The 21471-nt window shown below is 68.6% G+C and carries 20 protein-coding genes; 9 read left to right on the top strand and 11 right to left on the bottom strand.

Going from position 1 to position 21471, the window contains the following annotated elements; all coding sequences use genetic code 11:
• Positions 1 to 6: 6 nt before the first annotated feature.
• Positions 7 to 528, bottom strand: a complete 522-nt coding sequence (locus ABIC65_RS14660) for an RcnB family protein (protein WP_354309717.1) — start codon at positions 526 to 528, stop codon at positions 7 to 9.
• Positions 529 to 640: 112 nt separating this feature from the next.
• A complete protein-coding gene (locus ABIC65_RS14655; protein WP_354309716.1) occupies positions 641 to 1123 on the bottom strand; it encodes an outer membrane protein assembly factor BamE in 483 nt (160 codons plus the stop codon).
• A 116-nt stretch (positions 1124 to 1239) separates the two neighbouring features.
• Between ABIC65_RS14655 and ABIC65_RS14650 the strand changes: the two genes are divergently transcribed.
• Complete coding sequence (locus tag ABIC65_RS14650; RefSeq protein WP_354309714.1) at positions 1240 to 1752, top strand: ubiquinol-cytochrome C chaperone family protein; 513 nt, start codon at positions 1240 to 1242, stop codon at positions 1750 to 1752.
• Positions 1749 to 2276, top strand: coding sequence for a YceD family protein (locus tag ABIC65_RS14645; protein ID WP_354309713.1), 528 nt, complete (start codon positions 1749 to 1751; stop codon positions 2274 to 2276). Before ABIC65_RS14650 ends, ABIC65_RS14645 begins: the two co-directional genes overlap by 4 nt.
• Here ABIC65_RS14645 and ABIC65_RS14640 read toward each other — a convergent pair.
• Positions 2251 to 2919: a TetR/AcrR family transcriptional regulator gene (locus ABIC65_RS14640; protein WP_354309712.1), complete on the bottom strand. Its 669-nt coding sequence runs from the start codon at positions 2917 to 2919 to the stop codon at positions 2251 to 2253. The genes ABIC65_RS14645 and ABIC65_RS14640 overlap by 26 nt on opposite strands.
• A gap of 113 nt (positions 2920 to 3032) precedes the next feature.
• On the opposite strand from ABIC65_RS14640, the gene ABIC65_RS14635 reads away from it, so the two are divergent.
• The 3 genes from ABIC65_RS14635 (at position 3033) to ABIC65_RS14625 (ending at position 7097) form a co-directional block, all read left to right on the top strand.
• Positions 3033 to 5366 (top strand): TonB-dependent receptor, encoded by a 2334-nt coding sequence (locus tag ABIC65_RS14635; protein WP_354309711.1) that lies wholly within the window; start codon positions 3033 to 3035, stop codon positions 5364 to 5366.
• A gap of 196 nt (positions 5367 to 5562) precedes the next feature.
• Positions 5563 to 6816: a spinster family MFS transporter gene (locus ABIC65_RS14630; protein WP_354309710.1), complete on the top strand. Its 1254-nt coding sequence runs from the start codon at positions 5563 to 5565 to the stop codon at positions 6814 to 6816.
• Between the two features lie 44 nt (positions 6817 to 6860).
• Positions 6861 to 7097 carry a hypothetical protein gene (locus ABIC65_RS14625; RefSeq protein WP_125975437.1) on the top strand — a complete coding sequence of 79 codons (237 nt, stop codon included), beginning with the start codon at positions 6861 to 6863 and terminating at the stop codon, positions 7095 to 7097.
• A gap of 120 nt (positions 7098 to 7217) precedes the next feature.
• Here the strand turns inward: ABIC65_RS14625 and ABIC65_RS14620 are convergent, their stop codons facing one another.
• The 3 genes from ABIC65_RS14620 to ABIC65_RS14610 all read right to left on the bottom strand — a co-directional run bounded on the left by ABIC65_RS14620 (position 7218) and on the right by ABIC65_RS14610 (position 12127).
• On the bottom strand, positions 7218 to 8786 hold the full coding sequence (locus ABIC65_RS14620; RefSeq protein ID WP_354309708.1) for a peptide chain release factor 3: 1569 nt from the start codon (positions 8784 to 8786) through the stop codon (positions 7218 to 7220).
• Between the two features lie 87 nt (positions 8787 to 8873).
• Positions 8874 to 9737, bottom strand: coding sequence for an aldose 1-epimerase family protein (locus ABIC65_RS14615; protein ID WP_354310024.1), 864 nt, complete (start codon positions 9735 to 9737; stop codon positions 8874 to 8876).
• A 59-nt stretch (positions 9738 to 9796) separates the two neighbouring features.
• The gene (locus tag ABIC65_RS14610; RefSeq protein WP_354309706.1) at positions 9797 to 12127 is read right to left on the bottom strand and encodes a S8 family peptidase; all 2331 of its coding nucleotides are present in this window, start codon (positions 12125 to 12127) and stop codon (positions 9797 to 9799) included.
• A 171-nt stretch (positions 12128 to 12298) separates the two neighbouring features.
• Here ABIC65_RS14610 and ABIC65_RS14605 point away from each other — a divergent pair, with 171 nt between their 5' ends.
• The 4 genes from ABIC65_RS14605 to ABIC65_RS14590 all read left to right on the top strand — a co-directional run bounded on the left by ABIC65_RS14605 (position 12299) and on the right by ABIC65_RS14590 (position 15059).
• Positions 12299 to 12961: a pyrimidine 5'-nucleotidase gene (locus ABIC65_RS14605; RefSeq protein ID WP_354309705.1), complete on the top strand. Its 663-nt coding sequence runs from the start codon at positions 12299 to 12301 to the stop codon at positions 12959 to 12961.
• Between the two features lies 1 nt (position 12962).
• Positions 12963 to 13781, top strand: coding sequence for a 2,3,4,5-tetrahydropyridine-2,6-dicarboxylate N-succinyltransferase (gene dapD / locus ABIC65_RS14600; protein WP_354309704.1), 819 nt, complete (start codon positions 12963 to 12965; stop codon positions 13779 to 13781).
• A 149-nt stretch (positions 13782 to 13930) separates the two neighbouring features.
• A complete protein-coding gene (locus ABIC65_RS14595) occupies positions 13931 to 14743 on the top strand; it encodes a hypothetical protein (protein ID WP_354309702.1) in 813 nt (270 codons plus the stop codon).
• Between the two features lie 160 nt (positions 14744 to 14903).
• Positions 14904 to 15059: a hypothetical protein gene (locus ABIC65_RS14590; RefSeq protein ID WP_185743012.1), complete on the top strand. Its 156-nt coding sequence runs from the start codon at positions 14904 to 14906 to the stop codon at positions 15057 to 15059.
• 10 nt (positions 15060 to 15069) lie between these two features.
• Here the strand turns inward: ABIC65_RS14590 and ABIC65_RS14585 are convergent, their stop codons facing one another.
• The 5 genes from ABIC65_RS14585 to ABIC65_RS14565 all read right to left on the bottom strand — a co-directional run bounded on the left by ABIC65_RS14585 (position 15070) and on the right by ABIC65_RS14565 (position 21440).
• Positions 15070 to 15423, bottom strand: coding sequence for a hypothetical protein (locus ABIC65_RS14585; RefSeq protein ID WP_354309701.1), 354 nt, complete (start codon positions 15421 to 15423; stop codon positions 15070 to 15072).
• A 154-nt stretch (positions 15424 to 15577) separates the two neighbouring features.
• Positions 15578 to 16615, bottom strand: a complete 1038-nt coding sequence (locus ABIC65_RS14580; RefSeq protein ID WP_354309700.1) for an aldose epimerase family protein — start codon at positions 16613 to 16615, stop codon at positions 15578 to 15580.
• Positions 16612 to 19065, bottom strand: a complete 2454-nt coding sequence (locus ABIC65_RS14575) for a glycoside hydrolase family 3 protein (protein WP_354309699.1) — start codon at positions 19063 to 19065, stop codon at positions 16612 to 16614. Before ABIC65_RS14575 ends, ABIC65_RS14580 begins: the two co-directional genes overlap by 4 nt.
• Before the next feature lie 83 nt (positions 19066 to 19148).
• Positions 19149 to 20042: an ROK family protein gene (locus ABIC65_RS14570; protein WP_354309698.1), complete on the bottom strand. Its 894-nt coding sequence runs from the start codon at positions 20040 to 20042 to the stop codon at positions 19149 to 19151.
• Between the two features lie 183 nt (positions 20043 to 20225).
• On the bottom strand, positions 20226 to 21440 hold the full coding sequence (locus tag ABIC65_RS14565; RefSeq protein WP_354309696.1) for an ROK family transcriptional regulator: 1215 nt from the start codon (positions 21438 to 21440) through the stop codon (positions 20226 to 20228).
• Positions 21441 to 21471 lie beyond the last annotated feature (31 nt).

Raw genomic sequence — 21471 nt, 5'->3', positions numbered from 1 at the left:
TTTTTGTTACCAGTAGAAGCCGGGGACCACGCGGATCACGCTGCCGCGCCGCGTATCGACGAGCAGTACGTCGTTATAGTGGCGCACCCATTGCTGGCCGAAGCCCGGGCGCGGCAGGTGATAGCGCCAGGGATCGCCGATCACGTAGCGCGGGCCGTAATAGACGGTGCCGATCCGCGCGCCGGGCTGAAAGCGATAATAGCGGAACGGCGCCCGCCACTCGCCACGGGCATAGAGGCCGCGGTTGCGGTCGCGCCAGCTGCGCCAGTCATTCTCGGCCCAGCGACGATCGCGGTCGCGCAGGTCTTCGCGATATTCGCGGTGCGCCTCGCGCAGGTCGCGGCGTTCCTCGTGGATGCGCCGCGGATCGCCCGACCATTGCGCGCGGCGCAGGTCGTGCTGGGCATCGCGAATGTCGCGGCGGTCGTCGCGCAGCTCGGCGCGCGACTGCGCCATCGCGCTCGCCGGCACCAGCAGCGCGGGCGCCGCGATCGCCGTCAGCAGGGCGATGGGAACGAGCTTCTTCATGTGCTTCTCCATCCTGATCGAACCCGCCGGTCCGAAGGCCGGCTTGGGGACGATCTATGTAGAAGCACGCCTGAACGTTGCGAGAACGATCCGGTCAGCCTCCAGAAAGCAATTACGGGCCGGTGTTGCCGCCGCCGCCCGGGCCGCCGCCCGCACCCGGCGCGCCGACGGTACCGATATTGCCGAACAGATCGGAGAAGAAGCTGCGGCGGCGACCCAGGGTCGGCGTGGTCTTGCCATAGGGATCGATCGAGGCGGCGAGCTCGACGCCGGTCTGGTCGATCGAGGTGACGTTGCCGGCCTGGTCGAAGCGGATGCGCAGCGTCGTCTGGCTCTTCACCTTCGGGTTGCGGAAGGCGAAGTTGCTGCTGTCGCGCGAGACGTAGAACCACTCGCCTTCGTTGAACTGGCTGGTGAAGCTGGGATGGCCCAGCGTCTGCATCACCGAATCGCGGGTATCGATGCCCGGCTGCACCGAGGCGACCAGGTCATGATCGACGACATAGCCCTGATGGGTCCGCACCGGCGTACAGGCGGTGGTGCCGAGCACGACCAACAACGCGGCGGTGCCGAGCGTGCGAACGGGAAGCGACATCAGGATCTCCAGGCAAACACGAGCGGCCCCCGGATTGCATCGCGGGCCGAAGGCCTCAATATGCGGCAAAATGCGGCCAAACAAGGTCGCACCCAAGGAAGGCACGAACAACGGCGATGCGAATGCTCCAGCGGCTCTTCGGCAAGCCCGATCGCGGTACCGCGCCGCAGCTCTATGCGGGCGTCGTCGCGCGCGGCCGCGCGCCGCACTGGTACACCGACGGCGCGGTGCCGGACACGGTCGACGGCCGGTTCGACATGATCGCGGCGGTGCTGTGCATCGTGCTGCTGCGGCTGGAGGAAGCGCCCGCCGGGATCCCGACCAGCACCGCGGTCGCCGAATGCTTCATCGACGACATGGACGGCCAGCTGCGCGAGATCGGCATCGGCGACATCATCGTCGGCAAGCATGTCGGGCGGATGATGGGCATGCTCGGCGGCCGGCTCGGCGCCTATCGCAGCGGGCTGGCGGAGGGCGACCTCGGCCCGGCACTGGTCCGCAACCTTTATCGCGGCGAGGCCCCCGCGCCCGCCGCCCTCACCCATGTCGAGGCGCGGCTGCGCGCCTTTCGCGATGCGCTGGCGGCACTGCCGCTGGCGCGTGTGATCGCAGGAGAGCTTCCCGAATGACCGATGTAGAATTTGCCCGCCCCCACCGGCTCGACCAGATCGGCGCCGGCGAAAGCGACGTCCGGATCACTGCCGACGAGGCCGAGCGCGCCGCGCTCAGCAAGCGCTTCGGGCTCAAGGAAATCGAGACGCTGGAGGCGGTGTACCATTTGCGCCGCGATGCGCAGGGCGTGGTCGCGCGCGGGCACCTGTCGGCCCGGCTCACCCAGCTCTGCGACGTCACCGGTGATCCGCTGCCCGCCAAGGTGGAGCAGGATTTCGCGATCCGCTTCGTCCCCGAACCGACCACCACCGGCGAGGACGAGGTGGAGCTGACCGAGGACGAGTGCGACACCGTGTTCTACAGCGGTGGTACGATCGACCTGGGCGAAGCCGCGGCCGAGACGATGGCGCTCGAGCTCGATCCCTATCCGCGCAGCCCCCGCGCCGCCGACGTGCTGCGCGAAGCCGGGGTGAAGAGCGAGGAGGAAGCAGGGCCGACCAAGGCGCTCGCCGGGCTCAAGGATCTGCTCGCGAAGAAATAGCCGTCCCGATCCCCCGCGCCAGCAGCTGCGCCACCACCTCGGCGATCGCCTCGGGCGGCGTGCCTTCGTCCCACACGCTGTAGCGCAGGCCGAGGAACACGTTCATCCCCATGATCGCCCAGGCGTGGATCTCGCCGACATCGTTGCGCACCTCGCCGCGCTCGGCGGCGGCGCGCAGGCGGGCGGCGATACGGTCGGCGGTGCTCGCATAATGATGGCGGAAGCTGGCGGGATCGACGAACTCGGCCTCGTCGACGATCCGGTAGATTTCCTTGTGCTCCCGCGCGAAGCGGATGAAGGCGAGCAGCGCCGCGCGCTCCGCATCGATCTGGTCGCGCGCGCCGCGCAGCGCCGGGCCGACATGCTCGCGCACCTGATCGCTCATGTCGCGGACGAGCGCGCGGAACACCGCGTCCTTCGAATCGAAATAGGTGTAGAAGCTGCCCAGCGCGACACCGGCGCGCCGGGTGATCCCGCTGATCGAGCCTTCGTGGAAGCCCTTCTCGCCGAACTCCGCCGCGGCAGCATCCAGGATCGCGCGCAGCGTGCGGCGGCCGCGCTCGGTGCGGGGCACCTTGGCGTCGCTCGCCGCTTCGCCGCCTTCCGGCACGGAAGTGGCCGGAATGCCACGCTCGCCCGCCATGCTACGCCTCCCCTTCAGATCCCAAGTTGAAACCCGGTTCAGGTTTCAGTATAGCTTCGCGCAACGGCTTACAACCCGCGTTCAAAGATGGGTTGCACCAGGGGAGGATTACCATGTCACGGCACGATTCCGTTCGTATCGTCCTGCTCGCGAGCGCCGCATTGCTCGCCGCCACGCCCGCCTTCGCCCAGGACAGCGAAGCCGCGGGCCAGACCGCCGAGGCCGCGCAGCAACAGCAGGACGGCGAGATCATCGTCACCGCCCGCCGCCGCGCGGAAAGCCTGATCGACGTGCCGATCGCCGTCACTGCGATCAGCGGCGCGCAGCTGAGTGCCCAGGGCGCGCTCGACATCACCGACATCGCCCAGTCCGCGCCGAACGTCTCGCTCGAAGTATCGCGCGGTACCAACAACACGCTGTCGGCCTTCATTCGCGGCGTCGGCCAGCAGGACCCGGTCGCCGGGTTCGAGGCGGGCGTGGGACTCTATCTCGACGACGTGTACCTCAACCGCCCGCAGGCGGCGGTGCTCGACATCTACGACGTCGAGCGGATCGAGGTGCTGCGCGGGCCGCAGGGCACGCTCTATGGCCGCAACACGATCGGCGGCGCGGTGAAATACGTCACCAAGCGGATCGGCGCCGACCCGACGCTCCAACTGCGCGGCAGCTATGGCTCGTACAACCAGGCCGATCTGGTGGTGAGCGCCAGCGCGCCGATCGGCGACACCGGGTTGAAGGTGAGCGCCGCGGGCGCGCGGCTGAGCCGGGGTGGCTTCGGCACCAACCTCACCACCGGCCAGGACAATTACAACAAGGACCTGTGGGCGGCGCGCGGCACGGTGGAGTACGAACCGAGCAGCAGCGCCTTCTTCCGCGTCTCGGGCGACTATACCCATGACAAGAGCAACAGCCGCGGTGGCCACCGGCTGATTCCCGGCATCGTCAGCGGCACCCCGGTGCTGGTCGACAAGTTCGATTCGCAGGGCGGCCTCGTCACCCCGCGCCAGGACGTGAAGGCCTGGGGCGTCACCGGCCTTGCCGAGCTTCGCCCGGCCGACTGGCTGACCTTCCGCTCGATCACCGCCTATCGCAAGGACGACAGCGCGACGCCGATCGACTTCGACGCGCTGCCGGCGGTGCAGGTCGACGTGCCCGCCTTCTACAACAACAAGCAGTTCAGTCAGGAGGCGCAGCTGCTGGTGGATACCGGCGGGCTCTCGGGTCTGCTCGGCGTCTATTATCTCGACGCCAAGGCGCGCACCGTGTTCGACGTGCGCCTGCCCGGCGGCGTGACCGCGCTGACCTTCGGCGACGTGAACACCGATACCGTCGCGGTGTTCGGCGACTTCACCTATGATCTCACGCCGATGTTCAGCATCTCGGCGGGTGGGCGCTACACCTGGGACCAGCGCCAGTCGCGCGTGCTGCGCCAGACCTATCTGGGGGGCGGCTCGCCCTATTTCGGCGGCACGGGCGTGCTGGCCGCCACCACCTCCAACTTCCGCGGCAGCGCCGATTTCAAGAAGTTCACGCCCCGCGCCTCGATCAGCTTCAAGCCGAGCGCGGATCACACGCTCTACGCAAGCTGGTCGAAGGGGTTCAAGGGCGGCGGCTTCGACCCGCGCGGTCAGACCAGCGCCTGTCGCACGCCCAGCGGCGCCACCTGCACGCCGGCCCAGGTCTATGACTTCATGTCGTTCGATCCCGAGACGGTGAGCAGCTACGAGCTCGGCTACAAGGCGGCGCTGTTCGATCGCCGGCTGACCTTCGCGCTCGCGGCCTTCCATGCCGATTACACCGACGTGCAGGTGCCCGGTTCGATCGGCACGACGATCAACGGCCAGCAGACCTTCATCGGCATCACCACCAATGCCGGCAAGGCGCGGATGCGCGGTGTGGAATTCGAAGGCAATCTGATCGCCGCGCGCGACCTCGGCGCCCGGGGCGATCAGGTTACCCTCAACTGGTCGGTCGGCTATCTCGATGCGCGCTACCAGCGCTTCATCGATTCGCGCGGCATCGACGTCGCCAGCCGCCGCCGCATCCAGAACACCCCCGATTGGACCGCGAGCGGCACGATCGGCTATTCGGTGCCGGTCGGCAGCGAGGGCCAGGTGGCGGCGAGCTTCACCGCTTCCTACCGCAGCGCCTCGCAGCAGTTCGAGCTGCGCACGCCCATGCTCGACCAGCCGGGCTTCACCCTGTTCGACGCGAACCTCAACTGGGACATCAACAAGATGTTCTCGATCGGCGTCCATGGCCGCAACCTGTTCGACAAGCGCTACATCGTCTCGGGCTACAACTTCCTCGCGCAGAACCCGGACACGGGTGACTTCCTGCGCACGCCGGCGGGGGCGTATGTCCCGACGCTGGGGACCGAGGGCGTGCTGACCGGCTATTACGGCAATCCGCGCCAGGTGTTCGTGACGGGGACGGTGAAGTTCTAGGGGGGCACATCCCCCTCACCCTTCCCACTGCCTTCGGCAGCGGGCCCCTTCCCTCTCCCACAAGGGGAGAGGGAGTTTCGACCCCGCTCCCTCTCCCCTTGTGGGAGAGGGAAGGAGCGCCGAAGGCGCGGAAGGGTGAGGGGGACTCGCGATAGGGCTACCACCACCGCCGAAGCCAGCGCACAAAGGAACCACCATGCCCCCGCACCCCACCCGTCCCGCGACCCCGCGCGGCGTCGTCCTCGCGATGTTGCTGCTAGTCTATATCTTCAACTTCCTCGACCGGCAGATCCTCTCGATCCTCGCCCAGCCGGTGAAGGCGGACCTGGGGCTCGACGACGGGCAGCTCGGCATGCTCGGCGGCTTCGCCTTCGCGCTGCTCTATTCCACGCTCGCCATCCCGCTGGCGATGCTGGCAGACCGCACCAGCCGCAGCTGGGTGATCGCCGTCTCGCTCGGCATCTGGAGCGCCTTCACCGCGCTGTGCGGCACGGCGCAGCATTTCACGAGCATGTTCCTGTACCGTCTCGGCGTCGGCGTGGGCGAGGCAGGCGGGGTGGCGCCCAGCTATGCGCTGATCGCCGACGCCTGGCCGGCCGACCGGCGATCGCGCGCGCTGTCCATCTATTCGCTGGGAATCCCGCTGGGCTCCGCGGGCGGGGCGCTGCTCGGCGGCTATATCGCGCAGACGGTGGAGTGGCGGACTGCCTTCCTCGTTGTCGGGCTGCTCGGGCTGGCGATCGCGGTGCCGTTCAAGCTGCTGGTCCGCGATCCCCCGCGCGTGACCCCGGCGAAGGACCAGGTGCCCCTCTCCCGCGTCTTCGGCATCCTTGCTGCCAAGCCGAGCTTCTGGCTGCTCGCCTTCGGCGCGGCGGCGGGATCGATGTGCGGCTATGGCGTGGCGTTCTGGCTGCCGAGCCTGATCCTGCGCAGCTTCCGGCTCGACCTCGCGCAGGTCGGCCAGTTCTTCGGCGCGCTCGCGCTCACCGGCGGCGTGGCGGGCATCCTGCTCGGCGGCTGGCTGGGCGACCGGCTCGGGCAGCGCGATCGCAAGTGGTACGCGCTGGCACCGGCCATCTGCTATGTCCTCGGCCTGCCGCTGTTCGTGGCCGGCGTGCTTGCGCAGAGCTGGCAGGCGGCGTTCCTGCTGTTCCTTGTGCCGCAGGCGCTGGTCTATGTCTGGCTGGGGCCGGTGCTCACCGCCGTCCAGCACCTCGTGCCACCGCAGATGCGCGCGACCGCCTCGGCCTCGTTCCTGCTGATCAACAACCTGATCGGGCTGGGGCTGGGCAGCTGGGTGATCGGCCTGCTCTCCAAGCAGCTGACGCCTGCGTACGGCGCCGCCGACGGCCTGCGCTACGCGATCGCGGCGGGTCTCGGCCTCTACCTCGTCGCCGGCATCCTGATGGCGCTGGCGAGCCGGCGGCTGGCGGCGGACTGGGTCGAATAGCGGCGCGATTCCCGCTTCCCCAAAGTTACTTCTATAATAACCACATGAGCTATACCCCGACCGACCTCGTCAAAGCCGAGAAGAATGTGGTGCTCGCCGAGCGTCACATTGCCGCCCAGCAGGAAGTCCTCGCCATGATGCGTGCCGCCGGCACCGACACCAGCGGCGCCGAGGAACTGCTTGCCAAGTTCGAGGCCGATCTCGGCCGCGCCGAGCGCATCCGCGACTGGATCGCCAGCGGGCTGGGCGAGCGCGGCCGCGAACAGCGCGCGGCGGCGTAAGCAAATGTCATCCCGGCGAAAGCCGGGATCCATTCGACACTCCGCTGGGGCTTGAACCGATCGGGCGACCCCAATGGATTCCGGCTTTCGCCGGAATGACGACCGGGACTTGTCGCGTGCTCAGCGCTCGCGCGTCGCCGCGAACGTCACCTTGTTGTAGCGCTCGGCGATATAGCCGACTTCCCAGGCCGACTTGGCCAGGAACACCGGATTGCCGTCGCGATCCTTGGCGAGCGCGCCGCGGTTGAGGTCGAGGAACTCCTTAAGCGCGGCGGCATCGTCCGATGCGACCCAGCGTGCGGTGTCGTAGGGCGAAGGCTCGAGCACCGCGCCGACCTTGTACTCCGCATCGAGCCGGCTGAGCAGCACGTCGAGCTGCAGCTGGCCGACCACGCCGATGATCCAGTTCGATCCGATCTCCGGATAGAAGACCTGGATCACGCCCTCTTCCGACAGATCATCCAGCGCCTTGCGCAACTGCTTGGTCTTGGTCGGATCCTTGAGCGCGACGCGGCGCAGGATTTCCGGCGCGAAATTGGGCAGCCCGGTAAAGCGCACCCCCGCCCGCTCGGACAGCGTGTCGCCCACCCGTAGCGTGCCATGGTTGGGAATGCCGATGATGTCGCCGGGGAACGCCTCGTCGGCCAGCTCGCGCTCGCGGGCGAAGAACAGGATCGGCGAGTGGATCGCGATCGGCTTGCCATGCCCGGTCGGCGTCAGCTTCATGCCGCGCTTGAAGGTGCCCGAAACCAGCCGCATGAACGCGATGCGGTCGCGGTGGTTGGGATCCATGTTGGCCTGGACCTTGAACACGAAGCCGGTCACCTCGTCGCGCGTCGGCTCGACCGGCGCGGGTTCGGCCGGCAGCGCGTGCGGCGGCGGCGCGAACTCGGCGATCGCGGCGATCAGCGAATCGACGCCGAACTCCTTCAGCGCCGAGCCGAAATAGACCGGCGTCATGTCGCCGTTGCGATAGGCCTCGCCATCGAACTCGGCATAGCCGGCCTGCGCCAGCTCGACATCCTCGCGCAGCTTGGCGAGATTGGCGGGCGAGACGATCGCATCGAGCTGCGGGTCGTCGACGCCCGTCGTCTGGATCACCTTGCCATGGAACTCGCGGCTGTCGCCTTCCGGCAGCAGCAGGCGGTTGGTGGCGAGGTCGAAAATGCCCTCGAAGGTGCCGCCCATGCCCACCGGCCAGGTCATCGGCACCACGTCGAGCTGGAGCAGCTCGGCCACTTCGTCCAGCGTCGCGAACACCTCGCGGCCCTCGCGGTCCACCTTGTTGACGAAGGTGATAATCGGCACGTTGCGCAGCCGACAGACCTCGAACAGCTTGCGCGTCTGGCTCTCGATGCCCTTGGCGACGTCGATCACCATCACCGCCGAGTCCACCGCGGTCAGCGTGCGGTAGGTATCTTCCGAGAAGTCCTCGTGGCCCGGCGTGTCGAGCAGGTTGAAGGTGATCCCGTCGCGCTCGAAGGTCATGACCGAGCTGGTGACCGAGATGCCGCGCTGCTGCTCGATCTTCATCCAGTCCGAGCGCGCACGCCGCGCAGCCCCGCGCGCCTTCACTTCGCCGGCGAGGTGGATCGCTCCGCCGAACAGCAGCAGCTTTTCGGTGAGCGTGGTCTTGCCCGCGTCCGGGTGCGAGATGATGGCGAACGTACGACGATCGGAGGGGGACATGCGGGTGCTTCGAACGGGAGGGAGAATCGCGACGCCTTAGTCGGTGGCGGGATTTTTATCCAGCGGCGAGTAGGGCGTGCCCTTCCCTCAGTCGACCAGCGTTACGTCCATGCCGAAGCGCCGGGTCTCGCCCGGCGCCAGGCGCTGGATGCCCGGCTTGTTCCAGATCTCGCCGTCAAACCCCGCCGGGTCGGCGATGCCCCACCAGGGCTCGACGCAGACGAAGCGGGCGCCGGGCTTGGTCCAGATGCCGAGCAGGCCGGTATCGGGGAAGCGGATGCGCAGTTGCGGCCCATCTTCCGCGCCGTACAGCAGCCCGCGGCTGGCGAGCTGGTCCCAGATCAACGCGTCGGCGGTGAACAGGTCGTCGGAGAGCGGCAGCGCCCGCCCCTCCACCGGGCTGGTCCGGCGGTCCGGCGCGATTCCGCCCTCGCCGATGTAGCGGAGCGACGAGAATTCCGGCTCGTCGAACAGGATCCGGTGGTCGGCACGCGCGCGTCCATAAGGCAGCGGCCAAGCAAAAGCGGGATGGAAGCCGAAGCTGGCAGGCATGTCGCGCGTGTCGCGGTTGGTGACCGCGATCTCGATCCACAGCGTGGTCTCTTCCAGTCGATAGGTTGCATCGAGGGTAAAGGCGAAGGGATAGACGGCGCGGGTCTCGGCATCGTCTTGCAGGCGGAAGGTCGCGCGGTCGGCGCCCTGCTCTACCAGCGCGAAGTCGCGGCGTCGCGCGAAGCCGTGCTGCGGCAGGCTGTAGTCCTTGCCGTCCAGCCGGTAGCGATCGCCCACCAGCCGCCCGACGATCGGGAACAGCAGCGGCGCCCGGCCGGACCAGAAGGCGGGATCGCCGTCCGTCATCAGCTCGCGCCCGGCGGGGTCGCGCAGCGACGAGAGCTCGGCCCCGTGCGGGTTGATCGCGGCGGTCAGCCGCGCGCTGGCGATCTCGATCATGTCGTCTCCCCTGGCAGCGCACCCGCGATAGCCGCGGGCCGCCGCCAAAGGAAGCGCCATCAGAACCCCCAGCTCAGCCGCACCGCGCCGCCGATGTCGCTCGGCATCGCCGCGATGTTGCCCGGCTGGCGCCGCAGGAAAAGGTTGCTGCTCACGTCGCCCTCGGCGAAGCGCCAGTGGTAACGGAATTCATAGTCGATCTCGCGCCCGACCGGGGCGAGGTTGATCCGTTCGCTGCTCCAGCTGGTGACGCTGAGCGTGTCATAGTCCCAGCTCTGCGGCAGGGTCAGGCCGATGCCGCCGCCGCGCGCCACCCGCAGCGGCTGGGCGATCCGCAGGCCGACCGAATCGTTGCCGAACAGCCCGTCCTTGCCGATGTCCGCCGCCCAGGCATTGGTGCGGATCACGCCCGAACCCTGGATGCCTTCGCGCAGCCGCACATTGGTCCAGCCCTGGCGCAGCGATCCGCCGAGGCTGAGCCCCAGGCCGAGGTCCCATCGCACGCCCAGATCGGTGAACAGGCTGTTCGCCCGCGCCGCGCCCAGCCCCGCGCTGAAGCGCGCGCCGAGCACGGTATTGTCTTCGGACAAGCGCGTCACGCCGACGCTGGCGTTGAGCCCGCCGAACCGCCGGTCGATGGCGATCGTGCTGCGATCATAGCCGAAGCGCAGCCAGCGGGCCTGCAGCCCCGCGGCATCGCCGGCGCGCTGGCTGAGCACGTCACCGACTTCGCTCGCCACGGTCACGCCCCAGCGCCCCACCGTCTGGCGCAGCGCCGCCGATCCGCCGACATCGGTATCGAAGCCGGCGTTGCTCAGCGGATCGCGCGCGATCAGGAAGGCGGGGTCGTCGCGACCCGCCAGCTGCGCGGTCAGCACATTGCCGGTCTGCGAGGCGCCGAAGGCGAACTGCGCCTTGGCGCCCAGCCGGCCGCTCACCGTCGTCGCCAGCATCCGCGCCACGCCCGCGTCGCGGCTGGTGATGCCGAGCCGTTCGATCCGCACCGAATCGACGGAGGGCACCAGCGACACGGCGACGCGCATCTGATCGCCGCCGACCGAGAAGCTGCGATCCCGCGTCGCCATCAGCGCCGGCAGGTTGCGCGACAGGCTCTGCCGCTGGAAGCTGCGGTTGATCGTTGTCGTATAGGCGCGACCGAAGGAATCGAGCGCCGCCATGCTGAGCGCGCCCTGGCTGGCATCGCCCATCGGCCCGCTGAGCGTGCCGTTGATCGTCGGTGAGATCACCGCGCTCGTCCCTGCCACGGACATGGTGCCGACCGGCTGGAAGGCGCGGGTGAGATCGAGCACGCCGCGGCCGTAGATCGAATCGACGCCGGCATCGCCCACGTCGCGCGCGGTGGCGTAGAGCAGGTCGACGATCTGCTTGCCGGTAAGATTGGGAAAGGCTTGGGCGAGCAGCGCGATCGCGCCGGTGATCTGCGGCGCCGAGAAGGACGTGCCGGACCAGATATAGGCGGTGTTGTTCGCATCGGGCGCGCGCACGCCCTCGCCCACCGCCGCCAGATAGACGGCGGCGGAGGAACCGGCGCGGTTCGAGAAGCTGGAAATCTTGTCGCTGGCATTCACCGAACCCGCGATGATCACCAGCCCGCGCGAAATCGCCGCGTTGGTCGCCGCGCTGGTGAAGGCATCCGGATTGGCGCCGCCGTCATTGCCGGCGGAGATCACCACGATGACCCCCGCCGCGGTCGCGCGGTCGATCGCCGAGGCAAGCGTCGACGACGCCGTATCGCCGCCGAGCGAGATGTTGACGACGCGTGCGCCTGCCTGCCGGGCGCGGTCGAGCCCCGCGGCGATGGCGCTGTCGGAGAATTTGCAGGTGCCGGTGTCGGTGCCGTTGCAGCTGCCCGGTTGGTCCGCACGTTCGACGACGAGCTGGGCGTCGAACGCCACGCCGTGCGTACCCGCATCGTTGCGCCGGCCGGCGATGGTGAAGGCGACCGCGGTTCCGTGCCCGCCGACATCGTCCACCGAGCCATTGCCGCCGGGATCGCTCGAGCTGGCGAGAATGCGGCAGCTGCCGGTGCCAAGGCCGCCAGAACAATCGCCGAATTCGGGGCTCTGCATGTCGATACCCGAATCGATCACCCCCACCTTGATGCCGTTGCCGGTCGCGCCCTTGTTGTAGGCGACCAACGCGTTCATCGAGACGGCACCCGTCGTGTTGCGGTACTCGGTCGTGTCGTAATTGGCGGTCGGCACCGGCGTCGGCGTCGGTGTGGGTACCGGGGTGGGCGTCGGGCTCGGCGTGGGCGTCGGTGCGGGGATCTGTGCGGGTGCAGGTGCCGGCGTGCTCCCAATGCCGCCGCCCCCGCCGCCGCTGCACGCACCCAGCGCCACGAGCCCGCCGAGCGCAGCCGTGTGCATCCATCCTACGCGCAACGCCACTCGCATACCGAAAACCCTCGTATCAGGAGGGTCTTCACCTACGCGCAGAGTGGTTTTTTTTGCGTTTACCCAGGCGCCGGGGAAGCTCCGAGGGCGCGCGGCGCGCTCGGCGCTTGCGACGACGGAGGGCACCTCCTACACGCCCCGGCGATGCTCGCCTCGCTCTCGCACGTCCGCACCTGGATCTTCGATCTGGACAACACGCTCTATCCCGCGAGCGCCAACCTTTTCGCGATGATCGACGCGCGGATCGGGGAATATGTCCAGCGCCTGCTCCATTGCTCGCCGGAAGAGGCGCACAAGGTGCAGAAGGCCTATTTCCACGCGCACGGCGCGACGCTGTACGGCCTGATCGAGGAGCACGGCACCGATCCGCACGACTATCTGGATTATGTCCACGATGTCGACATGAGCGTGCTGGAAACGAACGAGGCGCTGGTCGAGGCGCTCGCGCGCCTTCCCGGCCGCAAGCTGATCTTCACCAACGGCGACGCGCCCTATGCACAGAAGGTGCTCGACCGGCTCGGCCTGGGCGAGACCTTCGAGGCGATCCACGACATCCACGCCACCAGCTACCGCCCCAAGCCCGAGCCCGCGGCGTACAAGGGCCTGTGCGAGGCATACGGCCTGGACCCGCACGAGTCCCTGTTCGTCGAGGACATGGCGCGCAATCTGGGGCCGGCCAAGGCGATCGGCATGACCACCGTCTGGATCGACAATGGCTCGGAACAGGCGCCGGACGCCGATCGCAGCTTCATCGACTACACCATCACCGATCTCGGAGCCTGGCTCCACAGCATCTTGGAGAGCTGACATGACCGATCTCGCCGCGACGATCGACGCCGCCTGGGAAGACCGCGCCAATCTGAGCTTCGCCACTGAGGGCGCGGTGCGCGAGGCCGTCGCCGAAGCGCTGAACCTGCTCGACCGCGGCGAGGCTCGCGTCGCCGAGCCGGTGGCCGGCGGCTGGCAGGTCAACCAGTGGCTGAAGAAGGCCGTGCTGCTCAGCTTCCGCCTCAACGACAATGTCGTCGTGCCCGGGCCCGAAGGCACCGCCTGGTTCGACAAGGTGCCCTCGAAGTTCACCGGCTGGGGCGAGGCCGCGTTCCGCGACGCCGGCTTCCGCGCGGTACCGGGCAGCATCGTCCGCCACGGCGCGCACATCGCCAAGGGTGCGGTGCTGTTGCCGAGCTTCGTCAATATCGGCGCCTATGTCGGCGAAGGCACGATGGTCGATACCTGGACCACCGTCGGCAGCTGCGCTCAGATCGGCAAGAACGTCCACCTCTCCGGCGGCGTCGGCATCGGCGGCGTGCTCGAGCCGCTGCAGGCGGACCCGGTGATCATCGGTGACGGCGCCTTTATCGGCGCGCGCTCGGAAGTGGCCGAGGGCGTGCGCGTCGGCGAGGGCGCGGTGCTGTCGATGGGCGTGTATCTCGGCGCGTCGACCAAGATCGTCGATCGCGCGACCGGCCAGGTCTATCGCGGCGAAGTGCCGCCCTATGCGGTGGTGGTGCCCGGCACGCTGCCCGCGGAGAACGGCAAGCCCGGCCTCTATTGCGCGGTGATCGTCAAGACGGTTGACGCCCAGACCCGCAGCAAGACCGGGATCAACGAGCTGCTGCGCGACTGATTGTTGCAAGGACCGTTACAAAGGCGGCGGGAATGCGGAAAGGCGACACGCTTTCGCCCCACTCCCGCCGCCACGGTCAAGGTGTATAGCGACCGCTTTGGCGAGCCCGGATTCCCCGGATTCGCCCCTTCCTGAGTGTCCTGCGCGCCATGCTGTCCACCACGTCCGCCTCGCCCGTGCGCCGGCTGCGCGCTTCGCTGCGCGGCCGGACCGTTGCGATTCTGCTGGCGCTGGCGATCGAGCTGCTGATCGCGCTGCTGCTGCTGTGGATGGCGCCGCATGTCGAGCCGAAGGAAAAGCCCAAGACCGTCGTGTTCGGGATCGAGGCATCGGAAGGCGACAAGGCGCCGGCCGAGAAGGACGCCGCAAAGGCGCCCGAAAAGGCCCGCAAGCGCGCCGGTGAAAAGGCGGAAGCACAGCAGCAGACGCCGACCGCGGCGCTCCCCCCGCCCCCCGTCGTGCCGCCCGTATCCAGCGGTCCGCCGAGCTTCATCGTGATGAGCCGCCGCGACTATGCGGCGACCGACATCGCCAAGGCGCCGGCTGCCCAGTCCGGCGACCAGGGCAACACCCAGAGCGCCGACGTCGGCGGCGGCAGCGGCGCCGACGACACGCCGCGCGCCGGCACGGGTCCGCATGGCGAGACGCTCTATGCCGCCGACTGGTATCGCCGCCCCACCAACGCGCAGCTCTCCCCCTATCTGCCGCAGCGCGCGCTGGGTCGGGAAGGCTGGGGCGAAGTCGCCTGCCGCACCATCGAGCGCTACCAGGTGACCGATTGCCAGGAACTCGGCGAATTCCCGCGCGGCTCGGGCTATGCCGGCGCGGTGCGCCAAGCCGCCTTCCAGTTCCGGGTAAAGGCGCCGCGGGTCAACAGCCGGCTGCTGGTCGGCAGCTGGGTGCGGATCCGCATCACCTATTCGCAGCGTGCGGGCGGCGGCGACGGCGGCGACGCCGACTGACCCTCGATACTTGCGGCCGGCACGCCGCCACCCTAGATCCGCAATTGTACGGATTCATACAGCACATCGTATGGGTTTTGTGTGTTATTGATATGTGCGAGAGCGTCGCCGCGGCAACCGTCGCGGCGGATGGCCGCACGGCGCAGATCAGGTGGTTGCGATGATTTGGGTTCCGATTCTGCTGGGCACGTTCAAGCTCGCCGTGTTCGGCACGGGCATGTTCTTCGCCATCAAGTGGCATTACGACCAGGGCAAGAAGAAGAAGGAAGAGGAGGCGCGCGCCGCCGCCGAGGCCGCGCTCGAAGAAACCGAGTAAGGCGCGGGCGTCAGTCCGTCGCGGGCGCCTCCGCCGCGAGACGCGCCAGCCAGGCCTGCGCCTGCTTGGGCTCGCCGACCGCCGATGGCCCCACCGGGCCGCGTGCGGCGAGGAATTCCTGCTGGAGCGCGAAGGGCGGAAGGCCGAGCCGATCGCGCGCCGCGTCGATCTCTTCGCCCAGTTCGGCCAGGTGATCGAGCGTCGGGCGGATCGCGGCGCGGGCGTGGCGGTCCTTCTGGTGGTCGAACAGCCCCCATTTGCCCGCCGCGGTGCGCTCCAGCGCCTCGATCAGCGCGGCGCGATATTCCGCCTCGAGTTCGATGCGTCGGGTGTCGAGCCGTTCGAGGCGATCCGCTTTTGCCATGTGGGGGCTGTATCGGGGACGTGCGGAGGGGGCAACCGCACTAGCTAAGCCCCTCCCCTTCAGGGGAGGGGTTGGGGTGGGGCAGTGTCTCACCGAGACAGACAGACGTTCTGGAATCCCTCCACCCCCAACCCCTCCTCCAAGGAGGAGGGGCTTAGAGAGGGAACGCCTCGTCCGCATCCGCAGCCGTCCGAAACCGGAACGCCATGCTGTGGCGATACATCTCCCCCGCCTCCACCCGCGCCGAGGGGAAGCCCGGCTGGTTGGGGCTGTCGGGGAATTTCTGCGGCTCCAGGCACAGCCCGCCGCGCGTCGGATACACGCCGCCGCCGGTCCCCGGCGCGCCATCGGCGAGATGGTTGCCCGAATAGAACTGCACGCCCGGCTCGGTGGAATGCACCTCCAGCACGCGACCGGAGCCCGGATCGAACAGCGTCGCGATGCGGCGCTCGAAGCCCGCAGGACCGTCGAGCACGAAATTATGGTCGTAGCCCTGCCCCAGCGCGAGTTGCGCATCCGCCGCGTCGATCTCGCGCCCGATCGGCTTGGGGCTGCGGAAGTCGAATGCGCCGCCCTCCACGGGGGCCAGCACGCCGGTCGGGATCAGCGCCTCGTTCACTGGCGTGATCGCGCCCGCCGGGATCTGCAGCAGATGGTCGAGCACCGTCGCCCCGCTGCCCTCGCCCGCGAGGTTGAAATAGGCATGCTGGGTAAGGTTGACGATCGTCGCCCGGTCCGCCGTGGCGGTGAAGCGCACCGCCAGCCCGTCTTCCTCCAGCGCATATTCCACCCGCGCGACCAGATCGCCGGGAAAGCCGTTCCAGCCATGCGGCGTGTCGAGCCGGAAGGTGACCGCGCTGTCGCTGCGCGCCTCCACCGTCCAGATCTGCCGGTCGAACCCATCGGGACCCGAGTGCAGGCTGTTGCCGTTCTCGTTGGTAGCCAGCTGGAAGGTCTCGCCGTCCAGCGTGAAACGCCCGCCCGCGATGCGATTGGCATAGCGCCCCGCCACCGCGCCATAATAGCGCGGCGGCTGGCGGCGATAGTCCTCGAGGTCGGCATAGCCGAGCACGACATTGTCCGCCCGGCCGTGTCGGTCGGGCACCTCCAGCCGGTGGAGCGTCGCGCCCAGGGTGAGGAACTGCGCGCGGAATGCCCCGCGCGCGATGTCGACGACCTCGATCCCGCTCATTGGCCCGGGCAGACCGAGTTGTTGGGATCGGAGACGATCTTCGCCTCGGCCAGCGAGAGCGTAAAGGGCCCGTTCGCCTGCAGCACGATCGGCGCGTTTACCTTGGTCACGTCGACTCCGTTCTTCTGATAGCATTTCAGCAGCACGTTGACCGTCTGCCAGCCGCGCTTGCCGGTGAACAGGCTGGTCGCATCGATCGTTCCCGTGTTCTTGCCGCCTTCCATCGACAGCCGCACCGGACCGGTCGGGCCGGCATCGACGCGGTAGACCAGCCGCAGCGACAGGTCGCCATTGGTCTCGCGGCTGAGATCCAGGTCACTGCCGCCGATGCGCAGTGTCGCCGGACCGGCAGGCCAGGTGAGCTGCTGCGCGCCTTCCTGGGTGGCCGGGCCGTCGACGGTCTTGCGGGTGATCTTGCTGTCGGTCGCGAAGGAGAAGGGCGCCGGGGTGACGCCCTTGGCGAAGAAGGTGCTGGTGTTGGCCAGCGACGCATCGACGCCCGAGACTTCGCTGAGCGCACCCACCGTGCCCGGCTTGGCGTAGCTGAGCCCGTAGCCGAAGGCGAAGAGCGGGTCATAGCCCGGCTCGCCACGGTTGAGCGTGAACTGGCCGGCGGTCTTGGGCCAGCTGAAGGAGAGCGTGCCGGTGAAGTCGCGGCGCGGCTTGCCGGCCTTGTCGCCGATCAGCACGTCGGCCACGCCCGCGCCCTCGCTCCCCGGCAGCCAGGCGGCGACGAACGCGTCCGATGCGTTGAGCTCCGGATTCACCCAGAGCGGGCGGCCCGACAGGAACACCGAGACGACCGGCACGCCCGCCGCCTTGAACTTCTTGAGCAACGCCAGCGCCTGCTTGTCGCCCGGCTGGAATTCCAGCGTGCGCACGTCGCCGCGCATCTCCGCATAGGGCTCCTCGCCGAACACGACGATCGCCACGTCGGGCTTGCTCGTGAAGCTACCGTCTGCCGACAGCGTCGCGGTGCCGCCGCCGGCCTTCACCGCCGCCTGAATGCCCGCGAAGATCGTCTCGCCGTTGGGGAACATGGTGTTCGGGTTGCCGTCGCCCTGCCAGCTGAGCGTCCAGCCGCCGGTCTGCTGCGCCATCGAATCGGCACCTGGCCCGGCGACCAGCACGTTGGCGCTCGCCTTGACCGGCAGCACGCCGCTGTTCTTGAGCAGCACCAGCGACTTGGCCACCGCCTCGCGGGCAATCGCGCGATGCGCGGCCGCGCCGACCAGCTCGGCCTTGCTCTCATAGGGCCGCGCGGTGTTGAACAGGCCCATCTGCACCTTCACGCGCAGGATGCGGCGCACCGCATCGTCGACGCGCGCCATCGGGATCGTGCCGTCCTTCACGTGCGCGATGGTCGATTCGTACAGCCCCTTCCAGCTGTCCGGCGCCATCGCCATGTCGAGCCCGGCGTTGAACGTCGCGGCGCAATCGGTGGGGGTGCAGCCCGGCACCTGGGCATGGCCGTTCCAGTCGCCGACGACGAAGCCGTCAAAGCCCATGCGGCCCTTCAGCACATCGGTGAGCAGCGACTTGTTGCCGTGCATCTTCACGCCGTTCCAGCTGCTGAACGACGCCATCACGGTCATCGTGCCGGCATCGATCGCGCCCGGATAGCCGGCATTGTGGATGCGGATCAGTTCGTCTTCGGACACGCGGGTGTCGCCCTGATCCTGCCCGCCGAAGGTGCCGCCGTCGCCAAGGAAATGCTTGGCCGAGGCCGCGACATAGCCCTTCTGGAGCCTGTCCTTGGTGCCCGGTGCGCCCTGCAGGCCGCGGATCATCGCGCCGGCATAGCTGCGGACGACCTCGGGCTCCTCCGAATAACCTTCGTACGCGCGGCCCCAGCGCTCGTCCCGCGGCACGGCGAGCGTCGGCCCGAACGCCCAGTCGATGCCGACCGAGCTCGTTTCCTCGGCGGTCGCGCGGCCGATCTTCTCCATCAGCGCCGGGTCGCGCATCGCGCCCAGCCCGACATTGTGCGGGAAGAGTGTCGCGCCGACGATGTTGTTGTTGCCGTGCACCGCGTCGATGCCGAACATGATCGGGATCGCGACATGACTGCCCTTGCGGGCGAGCGCGGCCTTCTGGAACTCCTGCGCGGTTGCCAGCCACGGTCCGCGGGGGCTGCGATCGGGCGCGCCGAGCGGCGGCGAGCTGCCGCCCGCGAGGATCGAGCCGAGCGGATAGATCGCCAGATCCTCGGGCTTGATGCTGCCGATATCGGCCTGGATCATCTGGCCGACCTTCTCCTCCAGCGTCATCTTCGCCATTAGCTCGGTGACGAACTTCTCGGTGGCGGGATCGATCAGCCCCTGGCTCTTGGCCGCGGGCCATTTGTCAGGATGCGCGACGCCGGACAACGCTGTCGGCGCCTGCTGCGCGATCGTGGGCGCGGCGGCGAGGATGGTGGTTGCCAATAGCAGCTTCAGGCCTGCGGACATGTCTCTCTCCCCTTACGGTGTTGGGGAGGCGATACCGCAGGACCGGCGCCCAAGTCCATGCGCCGGCCGAACTTTGCCCGGGGTTAGTTGCCCTGTGCCTGCAATGCCATCGCGATCGGCCCCAAGGGCCCGGCCTGGTCCCCCAGCGCCGGGGAGACAATGTACGGTGCGGGCGGCACCGTCAGATAGCCGGCGATGCTCTCGCGCAGCAGCGGGTCGATCCGGGCGAGCAGATGCGGCTGGCGCTGCATCACGCCGCCGCCGATCGCGATCCGCTGCGGCCCGGCGGTGGCGACCATGGTGTGGCAGAGCAGTGCGATCGCCGAGGCGACGCGGTCCCACACGACATGGTCCTCGCCGACGCTGTCGACCGGCTGGTCGCCCAGCGCCGCACGGATGCCGGTGCCCGAGGCGAGACCCTCGATGCAGTCGTCATGGAAGGGGCAGCCGCTCGGCGCGGTGTCGGTGGGCAGGCGCGGCACGCGGATATGGCCCATCTCGCAATGCCCGATGCCGCGGGTCGGCTTGCCGTTGATCACCAGGCCGACGCCGACGCCGGTGCCCACGGTGACATAGGCGAAGTCGTTCAGCCCCTGCCCGGCGCCCCAGCGCATCTCGGCGAGCGCCGCACCGTTGACGTCGGTATCGAACGCCATCGGTACCGCGAAGGGGGCTGCGAGGCGGCGCGCGACATCGGTGCCGCTCCAGCCGGGCTTGGAGGTGGTGAGGATGTGACCGAACTGCGCGTTGGCAGGGTCGAGGCATACCGGCCCGAAGCTGGCGATGCCGAGCGCGGCAAAGCCCGGCGTCCCCCACCAGCCGCCCAGCACCGCCTCAAGGGCGGCGAGCGTCTTGTCCGGCGCTTCGGTCGGCACGGTTTCCTGCGCGAGGATTCGGTCGGGGCCATAGGCGAGGGTGAGGATGCACTTGGTGCCGCCGAGCTCGATGCCGGCAACGGGAAGCGTTGCGCTCGACATCAGCGGCGGACGCCCCGCGCTGGCTGGTTTCCCATGCGATCGATCGCCACCGACATTCCTCCCCAACGGGCCGGCAGCACGCCGGTCTGTTCCTGAACCATCGCGCCACGCGCGCGGCCCTTCCTCTGCCCCGCACAGGCGCCGGGCACAAGATTAAAGTTATTCAGTTGATTTAATGAAGGGTCAAGCCGTGGCGCTTGCGCTGTCAGCGGTGTCTTTCCACAGCGCGCTACTCTTGGGCAGCAGGAAATAGCTGAACGGCAGGATCGCCGCGCCGACCGCAGGGGCGTCGGCGGAAAGCTGCGCGCGGGCGATCGGCGCGAGCGCCGGGGCATCGCCGCCCTGCTCGGCCAGCAGCGCGTTGGCGCGTTCGGCCAGCCTGTCGACATGGCGGCGCGGGAGGCGGCCACCGATCAGCACCGTCTCCGGGTTGATCAGGCAGTTGACCGCGAGCAGCGGCCCGACCAGCAGCCGCGCGGCTTCCTCGATCCAGGCATCGACCACCGCTTCGAGCGTCGCGTCTCCGCCGTCGCAGGTGAGCATGTCCTGCACGGAATAGCCCGCAGCCTCCAGCGGCGCGGCAAGGCCGGAGAGCGAGACATGCGCCTGGATCTGCCGCACCACGCCGTCAGGATCCCGGTGGGTGAGGAAGCCGAGCTCGCCGCTGCGGCCCGTCGCCCCGCGGAAATAATTGCTGTCGATCACCAGGCCGCCGCCCAGCGCCGAGGAGATCAGGATATAGAAGAAGCTCGAATGCTGGAGCCCGAGCCCCAGTTGCAGCTCGCCCATCGCGGCGGCGGCGGCGTCGTTCTCGACGAAGACCGGCACGTCCAGCGGCCAGGCGAGCAGTTCCGCGAGATCGGTCTGTTCCCAGCGGCGATAGGCATCGGGCTTGCCGGGCAGCTCGATCAGGCCGAGATCGTCGGGCGTCGCGACGCCCAGGCCGACGATCCGCGCGGGGTCGACGCCTGCCGAGGCGATCAGCACTTCCACCTCGGCGTGGTAAAATTCGGCGACCTGCTCGGGCAGCGCGAAGTCGATCTCGCGCGCGGCGCGGGCGACCGTCTCGCCGAGGAAGTCGACCAGCACCAGCGTGACATGGTCGCGATCGATGTTGAGCCCCAGCGAATAACAGGCCTGGGGATTGATGATCAGGTTGGTCGGCGGCTGGCCACGCCCGCCGAAGCGCCGCCCGGCCTCCTGGATCAGCCCGTCCGCCAGCAGCCGCTTGGTAATGTTGGCGATCGCCGCCGCGGTGAGGCCGGTGATCCGGGCGAGATCGACCCGGGTCAGCGAACCGTTGGCGCGAATGGCATGGAGCGTCACGCGCTGGTTATGATCCGCGGCGCGTTCCAGATTGGTCCCGGAAAGGCGGATTGGAGGGCGGCCGCTACTCATCTTGATTGCGATAACAGTCGATTTGCGGCCA

The organism is Sphingomonas trueperi (assembly GCF_040545665.1).
In the GTDB taxonomy this organism is placed as follows: Bacteria; Pseudomonadota; Alphaproteobacteria; order Sphingomonadales; family Sphingomonadaceae; genus Sphingomonas; species Sphingomonas trueperi_B.
Note: the sequence above shows the minus strand (reverse complement) of the source record. Positions and strands in the feature narration are given on the sequence as shown.